General features: G+C 51.5%; 9 protein-coding genes. 1 reads left to right on the top strand and 8 read right to left on the bottom strand.

The genetic code is table 11. From position 1 onward, the window contains the following. Nucleotides 1-46: 46 nt before the first annotated feature. The 3 genes from ACYUJT_RS15740 to ACYUJT_RS15730 are packed head-to-tail and all read right to left on the bottom strand — an operon-like array spanning nucleotide 47 to nucleotide 4,957. The gene (locus ACYUJT_RS15740) at nucleotides 47-1,582 is read right to left on the bottom strand and encodes a response regulator transcription factor (protein WP_460323847.1); all 1,536 of its coding nucleotides are present in this window, start codon (nucleotides 1,580-1,582) and stop codon (nucleotides 47-49) included. Nucleotides 1,583-1,602: 20 nt separating this feature from the next. After that, on the bottom strand, nucleotides 1,603-3,399 hold the full coding sequence (locus ACYUJT_RS15735; RefSeq protein ID WP_460323845.1) for a sensor histidine kinase: 1,797 nt from the start codon (nucleotides 3,397-3,399) through the stop codon (nucleotides 1,603-1,605). Then, nucleotides 3,392-4,957 carry a response regulator transcription factor gene (locus ACYUJT_RS15730; RefSeq protein WP_460323843.1) on the bottom strand — a complete coding sequence of 522 codons (1,566 nt, stop codon included), beginning with the start codon at nucleotides 4,955-4,957 and terminating at the stop codon, nucleotides 3,392-3,394. Before ACYUJT_RS15730 ends, ACYUJT_RS15735 begins: the two co-directional genes overlap by 8 nt. Before the next feature lie 198 nt (nucleotides 4,958-5,155). Here ACYUJT_RS15730 and ACYUJT_RS15725 point away from each other — a divergent pair, with 198 nt between their 5' ends. After that, nucleotides 5,156-5,797 (top strand): polysaccharide deacetylase family protein, encoded by a 642-nt coding sequence (locus ACYUJT_RS15725; protein ID WP_460323841.1) that lies wholly within the window; start codon nucleotides 5,156-5,158, stop codon nucleotides 5,795-5,797. A 162-nt stretch (nucleotides 5,798-5,959) separates the two neighbouring features. On the opposite strand, the gene ACYUJT_RS15720 is transcribed toward ACYUJT_RS15725, so the two are convergent. The 5 genes from ACYUJT_RS15720 to ACYUJT_RS15700 form a co-directional block, all read right to left on the bottom strand. After that, nucleotides 5,960-6,433 (bottom strand): SRPBCC family protein, encoded by a 474-nt coding sequence (locus ACYUJT_RS15720; protein WP_460323840.1) that lies wholly within the window; start codon nucleotides 6,431-6,433, stop codon nucleotides 5,960-5,962. Between the two features lie 83 nt (nucleotides 6,434-6,516). Further along, a complete protein-coding gene (locus ACYUJT_RS15715) occupies nucleotides 6,517-11,706 on the bottom strand; it encodes a bacterial Ig-like domain-containing protein (protein WP_460323839.1) in 5,190 nt (1,729 codons plus the stop codon). Nucleotides 11,707-11,905: 199 nt separating this feature from the next. After that, a complete protein-coding gene (locus ACYUJT_RS15710) occupies nucleotides 11,906-12,232 on the bottom strand; it encodes a type II toxin-antitoxin system RelE/ParE family toxin (protein WP_460323837.1) in 327 nt (108 codons plus the stop codon). After that, a complete protein-coding gene (locus ACYUJT_RS15705; protein WP_460323835.1) occupies nucleotides 12,216-12,488 on the bottom strand; it encodes a type II toxin-antitoxin system Phd/YefM family antitoxin in 273 nt (90 codons plus the stop codon). The genes ACYUJT_RS15710 and ACYUJT_RS15705 overlap by 17 nt, the downstream gene beginning before the upstream one ends. A 37-nt stretch (nucleotides 12,489-12,525) precedes the next feature. Next, nucleotides 12,526-13,356 carry a GNAT family N-acetyltransferase gene (locus ACYUJT_RS15700; protein ID WP_460323833.1) on the bottom strand — a complete coding sequence of 277 codons (831 nt, stop codon included), beginning with the start codon at nucleotides 13,354-13,356 and terminating at the stop codon, nucleotides 12,526-12,528. Between the last annotated feature and the right edge of the window lie 139 nt (nucleotides 13,357-13,495).

Raw genomic sequence — 13,495 nt, 5'->3', positions numbered from 1 at the left:
GTCAGGGCCGAACTATAGCACAATTAAAGGATTAACCCTAAAAATATTAGAACCTAGTGTTTTTATATTCGCTCGGCGACATCCGCATCCGGATTTCGAATTGTTTGAAAAACTGGCCATAATGGCTGTACCCTACCTGTTCAGCAATTTCGCTGTTCTTCAGCTCGCTCTGTTCGAGCAAGCGAACCGCTTCCTCAATCCGCAAATTATGCACGTGCTCATTAAAACTGATTCCGTTCCTCTTCAACAGCAGTTGACCAAGATAAGCCGGATGCATATAGAAAATTTCACCCAACTTTTTCAATGTCAGACGTTCGCGATAATGCTCGCGAATGTAATCGTTGATCTCCTGCACGATGCCTTGCGCTTGCTTGGACTGCTCCCTTTGAAGCAATTCGATGCCATCCTTGCCGAAAGCCAGCAGAAGCTCCAGCAAGTCGTTCATAATAAACACGGAATCGGATAAGCCGGGAAGCCGGTATTTCTCAAACAGCAGCTCCGACTCCTGCTCGCCCGTCTCTTTTAAGTACTTCAAAATTCTCCACATGACATGTATGACGACCTTCTTGACCATTTCCGGTGCCACGAGGAGCTCCCGGAAGGTACGAGCCGCCGAATCTACCGCTTCCCTAAAGGCATCCTGATCCAGAAGCGAAACCGCGCCGATGATCCCTTCTGCCAGCTGCAGCTGGTCATAATGATAATTCAAAGGACGCTTGGCAATCTGCTCATACCTCAGAACGCGGTCGTACCCTGTGTCATAAAATTTATACATCATCGCTTCCTTTGCGGTACGGTAGCTATGGCCGATCTGCAGCAAGGTATTCCCGCCCTCGCCCGCGGCCATAAAGACGCGCTGTCCGGCATAAAGCTGCACCAGCTCCTGAAACAGCCGGTCTGCAGCACGCGCCTCTGCGTGACAACGTTCGCCGTATACGATGCCGAAGCGGTTCATCTCCAAATCGATCAAATACATCGCTTCTTCCTGATACAACAGGGCAGCCGCCCTGCTCCGCAGCTCGGCAAACGCGGCTCCTTCTGTCTGCACGAGGCAGAAATTCCACGTCTCCCGTGCTTGTGATACGCGATTTAGTACCGAGCATGCCACCTGGTCCTGCGCCTGGCCCTGCAGCACATCCTTGATGCAGGATACGATCTCCTCGTAAGACGCGATTTGGCTCAAACTCTGCCTTTCCTTCTCCTGTGCCAGCTCTTCATGGATTTCCGCCAATTCATCCAAGGCCTCTTCAGGAATGATCGGCTTCAGCAAGTAGCGATTGACGCCATAACGGAGCGCCTTCTGAGCATATTCAAAATCACTGTATCCGCTGAGAATGACGAAGCGGACATTGCGCGCACCCTCCGCTTGCCAGGCCGCAATCATTTCCAGTCCGTCCATAAGAGGCATATTGACGTCCGTTACGACCAAATCCGGCTGCAGCTCCCGGATCAGCCGCAGGCCTTCAATCCCGTTGCTCCCGGTTCCGCACACCTCAAACCCGATGCCTGGCCAGTCGATCCATAGCTGCATCCCTTCCAGCGCACCGGGCTCATCGTCGATCAAGAGCACCTTGAAAGTCATATCGTTCCCTTCCCCCTTGGTTATGTATGATCTAGAAGCTTGAGCGGAATTTCATAACTTACCTCAGTTCCTTCATCAGGCCGGCTGACGATGTCGAAGCGAACCTGATCGTCGTAATACAGCTCCAGCCTGCGATACACGTTGCGAATGCCGATGCTCGTTCCCGAGGAGTTTTCGTTGCGCACAGCAAGAATGACCTCCCGCAGCTTGGCGGCCTCCATTCCCTTTCCGTTATCCGCGATGACAACCCGCAGGCAGGCATCCTTCACCGTGGCGCTAATTCGTACTGTGCCCAACCCATCGATTGTCTGGATACCATGCTTGCAGGCGTTTTCAACGAGCGGCTGTATGCTCATTTTCGGAATTTTATAGCTCAGCGCTTCCTCGTCGATCTCGAACTGGTAATCAAACTTCTCTCTGAAGCGGAACTTCTCTATTTTTAAATACATTTCAATGAACACCAGCTCTTCCTCCAGGGATACGAGATCCTCCTTCCAGCTAAGCAGGCGCCGCAGCAGCTTAGACAGACTCTTGATAATATCAGTCACGTCTGAGTAGTTGTTCTTCGTACAGACGACCAAAATCGCGTTAAGCGTATTGAACAAGAAATGAGGATTCATCTGGCTCTGCATAAAGTTAAGCTCCGCGCGAACACGCTCCATCTCCAGATTCTTCTTCTGAATCTCCAGCTTGTATACGTTGTTGATCAGAGCGTTGATCTTGGCGGTCATCCCGTTAAAATTGCGGATCAACCCGCCGATTTCATCGCGCCCCTCGTCGATCTGGATCAGATCGAATTTCTCATTGGATACCTTCTGCATATGCCGGGACAGCCGTTTAACCCGATAGTTGTAAGACCGCAGCATGACATAGATAAACATGGTGGCCATCAAGGTGACAGCAGCAGCTATCGCGCCGATGAATAATCGCATATCGATCATCGCCTTCGTAATCCGCGTGCCTTCCGCCATCCCGATCAGCCGCCAGCCCTTTACATATTTGGCCGTACCGATCGAAACCATATGCACATCCTCGTTGCTGTACTGCTCTGGAAGCTTGAAGACGGTGTAGGGATCGGCGCTGTTTCGCTGGTAGCCGCTTTGAGCTGACATAATGATCTGATTATGCTCATTGACCAGGTACAGGTTCAGATAGTCCCTTTCCCGCACGATCACATCGTAAATTTTGCTTAAATCGATATCGATGCGAAGCAGCTTGTCGTACGTATCGAAATGATCGATGTAATCCATTTTCTCAATGACGCTTAAATAGGGAGCCGTTAACGCCTTATCACTGCTGTCCGTCGCCTGATACGCCGTAACCAGCACGCGCTCGTTCGACTTCTTCCACAGCTTATACCAGTCGCTGTTCTTCACTTCCTCGTTGATGACCTGGTAATTCCCTCCGCTTACGATGGACTTATTATCCGTAAAAATCGTAATGCGCTGAATCTGGTTATTTACCGGCATATAGCTCGTTACCCGATGTCGAAGCTGTTCGTCAAACGCCGTATAGAAATCCAGCGGATCCTCGTATGTCTGATCCAGCATCTCGTACAGCGTCTTGTCCCTGCTCAAAGCATGACTGACAGCTACGCCGCCATCAAGATAATCATGAATATCCTTTCGGGCCCGCTCTAGCGAAATCTCCAGGTTCTGCTCCTCCCTTGACTTGATCAGATCAGACATGCGATCCATGAATAAAAGATTCAAGAGGATAATCGGCAGAAGCACGCCAACAAAAAAAATGAGCAGAAACTTAAAGTTCAACGGGATATCGTTTACGATTTTTCTAAGCTTCCACTTTCTCTCAAGCATCTGCGGCTCCTCCTTGTTCCGGAACAGCCTTTGTCCCGGCATCCTGCTTGTAGGCTGAGGGCAGCATCCCTGTACCTAGCTTGAATTTATTAATAAAATAGTCCGTGTTGGGGTAACCGACCTGCAGCGCAACATCGGAAATTTTCATCTGTGTTCGCTTTAGCAGGCGCTTGGCTTCCTCAATCCGCTTCTCGTTCAAATAGGCATTAAACGATTGCCCTGTGTTCTTCTTGAACAATTGCCCCAAATAAGTCGCATTCATATGAAACTGCCGAGCCAGCTCCTGAAGCTGCAGCTTGCTGCGGAACTCCTGGTCCACGTACTGAATGACATGGAATATCGTGTTGGATTCGTTCTCCCGTTTAAGCTCGTTTAACCGGGAGGCCCCGCGGACACATAACTGCAGCACATATCGCTCAATCATGCTATAATCCGCTAGTTCTCCCAAGAAGCCATACCCGTTCTGCAGCTCTTCCATCAGCTTATCCGGGTCTCCGCCCAGTTCAGCGATCCTCTCGAAAATGATCCATTCCAAATTCACGACGTAGGCCTTAGTCAGCTCAATATCTGGCACACGGCAGGCAAAAGAAGCGATGAATTCCCTGGCGCAGCTGTCGATGTTCTCCTCATGCCCAGCCATGACAGCATCTAACAGCTGATCGAGCTTCTCTTTATGGGCCTCAAATTTCGTTGCTCCCTGATAATCGCCGCAAAAATAAAACAGGCCGTCTCTGCCCTGGCCGCGCTTCACCTGCACCACTTGAGCCGCCTGCCTGTACAGTTCCCTGATCGAGCCGATGCCGCAGCCTTTGCCGCTGATCGTTACCAGGACGGGTTCCCCGGCGCCGGCGGATACATGCTTATGCAGCTCCATAGCGGCTTCCTCCACTCGGCCTGGGAGGCATTCCGATGGAACCAGCAGACCTGCTCTGCCCGAGGAGTCCTGGAAAGCATGAACCCTATCGTCAGGGAACGACGAGGCGACCCAGGCGTTCAAATCCACAGCCATCGAGGCGGCATCAACCAGAAGACACTGCAACTCCGAATCCTCCCGGATTTTCATTGCACTGGCCGCCTGCTGCCATAGGCGTTCGCCGGACTCGCCCTGGATCAAACGGTTAATGATATTGTTTACGATGAAGGCCTGCTGCTTCCTCTGACTTTGCTCCGCGGCCCGTTCCTCCTGAAGACTCGCATTCAGCTTGACCAGCAGACTATATATATCTTCATCATCGATCGGCTTGAGCAAATATTCCGCGACCTTCTGCCGCATGGCGATGCGCGCATAGTCAAAATCATCGTAACCGCTCAGCACGACGAATTTAGGCGGCTTCGGCAGCAGCCGGTTACACTGCTCAATCAGCTCAAGGCCGCTCAGGTTCGGCATATTGATGTCTGTGATCACCAGCTCAGGGCGATGTTCCTGTATCATTCGGAGCGCCTCGCTGCCGCTTAGCGCTTCTCCGCAAATGTGAAAGCCATATCGTTCCCAGGCAATCATCGTTTTTAGCCCTTCCAAAACCAAGGGCTCATCGTCCACCAGCAATACGTTCAGCATATAAATCCGCCTCCTCAGTTAATTCCCATGCGAATTGAAAGCGCATTCATGAGTAGTAGTGTCTTGGCTGCGTTCTAAGATACTTAAGTAAGGCTGATTCTATCAAAGGAGGATTAAAAAAGAAACATCCAGAATTTATTATTCGGTATACTATTAGCATTGATTAATGACAGGCGATTAGAAAGGGAGGCTGATATCATGTCCAGCACCACATTAGTTCATAAATTCGATACCGGGAAGAAGGTCATTGCGTTTACTTTTGACGACGGGCCGAATCCAATGTACACCCCTCAAATTCTAGATATTTTCCGCGAAGCGGGTGCCGATGCCAAGGCAACCTTCTTCATGATCGGCAGCCAGATCGAACAGTATCCCGAGCTTGCGCGCACCGTTCACAGCGAGGGTCACGAGATCGGTAATCATACTTATACGCATCCTTATTTATCGAAGCTGAGCGCAGAAGAATGTGCTGATGAAATCATCCGGACAGAACGCTTGATCCAGGAGACGATTGGCGTCAAGCCGCTGACCTTTCGGCCTCCGTACTTTGACTTTAATGAGCAAGCCTTGAAGTTGATAAGCAGCCGGGGGTATACGGTGGCTGGGGCGGTAAACGGCGAAGCCATGGATTGGGAGCAGCCGGGCGTGAATCACATTGTCGAGAAGACGCGGGAAAGTCTGTCCCCGGGCAGCGTGCTGCTCTTTCACGACGGCTTCGGAGACCGCTCGCAAACGGTAGAGGCCGTTCGCATTCTCGTAGCAGAGCTGGTTGCGGAAAGTTACCGCTTGGTCACCGTCAGTGATTTAATCAAGCTATCCTCCTCGGCCAAAGGAGTGTAACCTTGTACAAGGGAGCTGCAATTCATGCAACATGCAGTTCCCTTTCTTATTGAACGACCCGATCCGTCTTATACAGTTTATACACTTGATACTCACAACGATTCCTCATCATCTTCAAATAGTTGTTGAATACACAAAAAAAGAAGGAGAGGCGAACCCCTCCTACTTCAGAATAATTTGCTTGTATTTTTCATACCATATTTTCCACTCTTCATGGCGTCCTTCTACCGTCTGTCCGTCCATTAATTTCTGGATGACGTTCAGGCATACATGCCAGCCAGCCAGATCCTTCGGGGTATGATCCGTAATTTGATCTAATTTCTCAATAAAGACAAGACGGCACCCGCCGGCGTCTGGATATAACTCGAAACGTACTTGATCTTCGCCGCCCCATGCGTATTCCAGCATAGAGTTGGGCTTAAGTTCGATGATTTTGAGCTCCTCGAACGTTCCGTCCTGCATATCGAACTTAACGGCACCTCCTTCACGGAAATCGTCAATCCGAAGCTCCGGGAACCACTGGGCCAGCTTGTCATTTTCCGTCAACCAGGACCAGACCTCTTGAACGGAATGCTCGAAGCGCCGCTCGAAGCACGCGGTATATCCTTGCCCGGCTTGCCGGATGTCTGCTAACAATGAAGTTCCTCCTCATCAAGCGGCGCTGGCGCCGCAATGGAATATCCATATTATACAACGCAGCGCCCTTGTTATGCCCGGTTCTATTTACGATCCAGAAGCCGCAGTATAACCGTTATCGCTTCAGCACGTGTCGCCGTCTCCTGTGCCGCAAATCGGTTGCCGTCGCGGCCGGCAATAAGTCCCTGCTCTTGCATTGCAGCTACGGCCCCTTTCGCCCACGCCGGAATGTCCTTATCGTCAGCAAAGCCAGTTACGGCTCCCGCGGTCGGCTTCAGTCCTGCCGCCCGGGCGAGCATCGACATCATTTCGGCACGTGAGACCTCCCTGCTTGGCCGGAAGCTGCCGTCCTCGTAACCGCTGATGATGCCTGCCTGCAGGGCTAGGGCTAGGGCATTTTGCGCCCATGGACGGATGTTATCGCGATCGGAGAAATTAAGCTCCGAAGCCGCCTCCTCGCGCTCGTTCAGCTTAAGCCCTTTAGTAAGCATAACGGCGAATTCGGCGCGAGTAACCGCTCCATTCGGCTTGAACGATCCATCGGGATAACCGTTCACTATCCCTCTGGCGACAGCTTCTTGAATATGGGCTTCCGCCCAGTGTCCCGCCGTGTCAGTAAGAGTGATGGAGGACGGCTTGGACGGAATGCCCGGATCGTTGTCCTGATCCCCATTTCCACCCTCTTGCCCCGGCGAAGAATTGTCCGATTGATCCTCCTGCTTGGTGCCGCCATTGTCTTCTAAGTTACCCGTGCTGCCTGTACCTGTGCTGCCACTGCCTGAACTACCTCCAGAGCTGCCTCCTGGGGTGCCGCCGGAATTTCCGCCGCCAGGACCGCCTTCACCGGGATTGCCCGGCTCCTGGAAATCGATAAATTTCAGGAAATCACCCCAGATGACATTGCCTTCTGCGTCCCGTTCGTAGTCAACGACCGGGTCCAGGCTGGCAAAGTTGGCATCGGTCAGCTCCTTGCCCGACTTGTTCTTGGAGACCTTGCCGTCGAACATAAAGTTATTGTCCGCCGCAAGTGATGCCGGATAGCTGTCCTTCGCAATGTCGATCGTCCGATAGGACAGGAAGCCATCGATTGTGAAGTCCGGCGTAATATGCGAATACGTCGTAAAGCTCAAGTTCCCTCCGTCATTGTTGAAACCGATATTGTTGATCGCTATGACGCCGGGATTGCTGTTGCTGGTGAAGCCGTAGGCGCCGTTGCCGAAAGCGATAGAATTGCGGATCACGTGCGGAACGTGGATACCTTCCCCGCCCAGCTTGAAGCCGTTCTTGTCGCCAGCGCCTACCGTGCCGTCAGTCAAAAATCCGTTGTTGAACGCGGCGCTGTTCTCAATCACCACCGCGCCGATCGCGCCTGTTCCCGCCTTCGCGTACAAGTCCCAGCCATCGTCAATATTGTTATGGGACAAGCAGCCCCTGAACACATTGCCGACGCCTGATGTCAGTTTGGCAGCAAAGCCGTCGGCATTGTTGTCGGACGGATCACGATTATCAAACGCCGTGCTGTTGAGAATTAGATTGTAGGACGGCCATTCCGCCAGCTCCTGAGCGCTCATATCCGTACGGCTGATTTGCAGCCCCGTGTCTCCGTTGGCATAGAATCTGCTGTTCTCCACAATGTTGTGGCTGCCCCCTACGGTGAAGCCTTTGGTGTTGCCTGCGGAACGGGTGAAGTCCAGCCCGAGTACATGCCAGTAATCTCCGCTCAGCACAACGCCCTCCGTTTTCTTGTCAAAATCGATTACAGGTCTTGCGCCGTCCGCTGCCACCAAATACTTCATCGCACCGGGCTTCCCGTCGTTGTACTTCTTGATTTCGATTTTGGAGCTGCGCACGTATCTGCCGTCCTGCAGCACGATACGCTGGCCCGCCTTCACGAAATCGATCGCCGTATCGATATCCAGCGGACGCTCGGTCGTGCCGTCACCGCCGCTCGTGCCGGCCGGGGATACGATAATGTCTTTGCCCGCTGCATACTCCCTCACCACGACCGTGAAATTCCGGACAATTTTGTCATAAGAGGTTAATTTCTGCGTATCATCCGGCACAAACACGATGCTAAAATTCGTGTCACTTTGCGCCGCCAGTGTGGCCGCAGCCGCCAAACGCTGCCCCGCCTCCGCAGCAGCATCCTGTAGAATCACCATCTGTCCTTGCTTAACCGTCACCGTACCATCTACATTCGGCCGCAGAACCAGCTCATAATCGGTTTCCGGCGTCCTTTCCAGAGAAAGCACATCAAGCCGCGGCTCTACCGGGTCGGCTGGCGGTACCACTCTCGGCGCATCCGTATCCGCAGCGGTAACGGCCAGCTCCACATTACTGACGACAATTGTCGCCACTCGCGCCACATAGAAGCCCACATACATTTTGGAATCCTGTACATTTAAAATATCCGGCGTAAAAATAATCTCCTCTTGCCCGTTGTTCAGCTTGCCGGTAAAGCCGCTATTCGTCTTGGCAAGCGTCAAGCGGTACGGCGCAGTCGGATGGGTATTGGCCGCTGCCGGGCGCTCATTTTTCAGCATGATCTTCTGAATTCCCTGGCTGCCTGCGCCATCCGGCGTCTCAACACCTGTACGCACGAACAGCTGCGTGCCGTTATCATCTCTCGTACCGCCGCTAAATCCGCCAACGGCCGCGATGTTGGAAGCAAACACACTACTGTTGCCTTGCACCCCAATAGCATCCCTTGCCATCAGCCCAAACGACTCTTGACCATCATGCGGATTTTTCGCATAGGAGACGACCTGAATGTCCGCTGACAATACGAAATTATCCTTAGCCGCATCCAGTTCGATGTAGTAGAACGTAATTCCGTCGTGGTCTCCGGTCACTTTACCGCCGTCCGCAGCCACAAGCTCGATCGAACCGTCGTCACGGACCGCAGCATAATTGTTCTTAGCCGAAGTGGATTGGCCAAAATGAGTGAGCTTCCACTCAGGCGCCAGCTTCTCTCGCACTGTAACCTTATATGTGATCGGATGGATCGACGCGTCAGCAGGAATCACGCCGATTTCATAGGCTCCCGCCGTCTGTCCGTCGAACCGAGAGGTATCAAGTGTGAAGTCCGTCAGTTCCTCCCTGTCGCCGTTGTCGAACACCTTCGAGACCTTTAAGCCGGTATGTTCGAAAGCATCCCCGCGATCAAAGGTCGTCTTCGGATATTTCGTCACTTCGATCCCGACCAGCTCTTTAACCTTCACCGTCACCGGGAAGGAAGCCGTCAACCCCTTGTGATGCAAAGTCACTTGCTTCTGCCCGGGAGTAGCGGTATCCAGGGAGGATACTGTGTATTCGCCCCTCATCAGCCGCACTTCCGAACCGTCGCTATATTTGGCGTACAGCAAGAGCCCGTCCAAATCCAAGGCATCGCCGATAAAATAAACCGTTTGCTCCGGCTGCTGCCTAACCTCCAGCCCCGTCAGCGCCGCTGCCTTCACCGTCACATCAAAAGCCGCCCCCACTCCCGGCGTCTCTTCGGACATGATCGCCACCTCCACGCTTCCTGGCTGATTGAACGTATACGGCGACTGCTCCGTAATCTGCTGCCCCCCGATAGATAGCGAGTACTGGTCGCTCGTCAGCTCCGCCGTCTTGAAGCCATTGTTATATTCCGCCCGAATCACCAGGCCTTCAGGGTCAAAAACATCGTCCAAATAGTAAACCGTTTTAGCTGGGTAGTATTTCACCGCCAGCGAAGTGACCGTTAGCGGGACGATCTGCAGCGGAACCGTCGCCGCAGCGCCGTTATAATGGACCGTAATTACATTTGTCCCCACCTGGCTGCTGTCAAAGCCCGTAACGATATACTCGCTTTGCGGCAACATCTCTTCGCTGCCGTCAGAATATTGTGCTGTTACCGCAAGCCCCGTCAAATCCAGGCTTTCACCTACCAAATACGAAGTTCTCATCGCACTCGAGTCCGCGAGCAGCGCACTCACCGTTCTGCTCTCCACCCGAAATTGGATGTCGCTAAAGGCAACTGTGGCATCCCTCGCCGCATATACCCCCGCAAAAAGCGTATCCGTGAACATATCTTGCAGCATCAGCGTTTCGGTCTCCTGATTAACGCTTAGCAAGTAGGTCGCTCCTGATTTCTTGATGCGTAGATCATATTCTTCTCCCGCGGCAGGCGCAGGAACGCCAGACAGCGGGTTCAGCTTCGTTTGAGCGCCCTGGCTCTTGTAGAAGCCTTTCATTACCGTGTCCAATGCACCAATCGCGACATAGTTGGATGTCATCGTACCGGCATCGCCATGGGCACCCACGCTGTCTCGAAGCATCAGCCCAAACGACTTCTGGTTCGGCGTACTAATGCCGCTGTCGCCGTTGAACGACACTACCCTGGCCTTCGCGCTGAGCTCGAAGTTCGCCGCAGATGGCAGCTCCTTAAAGTAAAAGGACATGCCCTCGTCGCCGCTGGCTATTTTCCCGCCATACGTCGCCAGCGTTACCGAGGTCTCGCTTTGCTCCAGGGGGCGTGGATTCTTGGTATCGCTCGTATTGCCACCGAAGGCGCTGAACTGCCAATCGCCGAGCTCTACAGAGCCTTCCGCGCTTAGCTTCACGTCTTTGAAGGTCACCGCTACATTCCGGGCCGTATATAATCCGGCGTAACGAATATCCCCTATGAAATCCGTAATGGCTGCCGTTTCATCGCCGATTTTCACGACGTACAGGCTGCCTGATTTCTTAATGCTCAACCGATATTCTTCGCCTGGCGCCGGTGAAGCGGCTGAGGTAAAGGCCTCTATCTTCTGCAGACCGCCCCCCTGCGATTTGTGAAGCGCTTTCATTTTTTGGTCCAAAGCACCCGCGGCGACGTAATCCCCGGTAAACGTTCCATCATTCTCGTTATCCAATACATTGCTGCGAAGCATCAAACCAAACGACACCTGATTATTGGCCGTCCATGCATCCACCTGTGCTGTAGCTGTCAGCTCAAAATTGGCATCCGGTGCCACTTCCTTGAAGTAATAAGCAATTCCTTCGGTGCTGCCCGAAATTTTGCCTCTGTCATTCGAGCTCCGAAGCGTCACTGTGCCTCCGGCATTTTCAGCAATTTCGAAATTCACGGGCGTGATCTTATCCGCTCCGCCTACATCCCCGAAAACGCTGCCTCGCCAATCACTCGTAATTTGCATCAAACCGGCAGACGGATCGCTGCCCTGTGCCGCACCAACCGTCAAAGGAAAAGAAGATACAATCAGCAAACATGATACAATTACAGCCAAATACCGTTGTAGTTTTCTCAAATCGCCATACTCTCCTTTGTTCAAATTTTGGTCAAGCTGCGGTTCACCCTCCGTAGATAAACTAATTTAGTAAATTTATCTCTCCTACCTAATTTATGATTCTATACTAATTCCATCTATTTGTCGCCACTAAATTAGTAGATTCAGGAAGAAAAAAACCGCAACTCCCTCAGATGAGGCGAATGCGGTTTGAAATTTATTATTCGAAGGAGCTCAGCAGCTCCCGTAAATAGTCACGGCGTCCATGCAGAATACGATAAATAATAATTTTATGATCAATTATCCTATAAAACACCAAATAAGGATGTACTAAAATATAACGGTAACCTCGTTGTACAAGACTGTACTCATCATCAGAAAGGACACTTCCTTTATTCGGAAAATCGGCCAGCCCTGCTATTTGACGATTTAACTTATTCAAGAGATCTTCCGCCGCAGACACATTGTCGGTACTGATATATGAGAAAATCTCATCCATATCATCAACAGCTGCCGGAGTGTACATCACCTTATTCTTCGGCTGCATTGATTTTCCTCCGCATTCTAGCCATAACCTGATCATGCTCCATTAAATCCGCACCTTCGGCAACCTGTTGTTCGGCAACAATCAGCTTAGATTGCAGCTTGATGCGAGCTTCCATACGCCGAAACGCCTCATGGCTCATAACAACTAAATCGGCTTCCCCGTTTCGGGTTAGTATTACCGGTTCGTCGATCTCATGACAATACTTTGAGAAACCATTATAGTCCTGCCGAATCGTTGTAGACGGCTTGATATGCATTTTTTCAACTCCTTTGCATGGCATTATTCTGACATTATTATATCATAATATTGTTATATCCCCTAAATTTAAACTCCGCAATTTTCCCTGCTTCAACAAACCCAATCTTCCGATACACTTTATTAGAGTCCGGATTTTTTAAATCGGCATATAACATCGGCACCAGATTCTCCTCATGAAGAAGGAAACACAACTCAGAAACAATCGCGCTGGCATAACCTTTCTTACGATGCTCTGCCGGGGTGTATACGGCATTAATCCTGGCGTGTCTAGGGGAGCGATGGGCAATATTGGCCATCGAAACGGGCTGGTCATCTACGCACCACACATACAGATTCTCTGTACTGATCATTCTCTCGGCGACGGGAATTTGACTCTCCTTGGTCACCACTGCGCCGAAGGCCGACTCAGAAAACCCAGCCAAAAAGTCAGCTACGATATCCACGTCTTGCTGCTCAGCCCGGCGCATTTCACCGGTTACGCCTATAGGCTTCTTAACCTCAGGGCAATAATACGACTCCATCACCATATAGGGTTCGTAGTGAATACGTTTGGCCTCCGAATACATTTTGGCGAAACACTCCGCCGTCTCCGGTTCTCCTGATACGCCAGGTAAATCAAGCTCCGGGTGGTCGTCTATAAGTTGCCTAAATAGAGCTTCTCTTCGGGCCACGGTCACTTCCTTCGCCAGCCACAACCAAGCGTTATACCCTATCGTCTGGGTAAAAACCATCGTGCCGTCAACGGCTTTTAACCTCAAGTTATCGCCTGATTCACAAATCAAGTGCAACAAATTATATGGAACTTCATCCGCAATAAATTGCTTCCCTTGTAGAACGGGATCTCCCGTACCAACTGTCTGGAACATACCGCTTCCCCTCCCGTCTGAGTAGCCTGCGCCTATTGCTACAGTGAAGATAAATTTAAGTTAGTTTACCACTTTTACCCATTCCTGTGTAAAAAATAAAACCACATGAAATTATTACTCACATGCGGTCTTCAAAACT

The sequence above is a fragment of the Paenibacillus sp. YSY-4.3 genome, assembly GCF_054767475.1.
The sequence above is the reverse complement of the archived record's forward strand: the minus strand, read 5'-3'. Positions and strand labels throughout refer to the sequence as shown.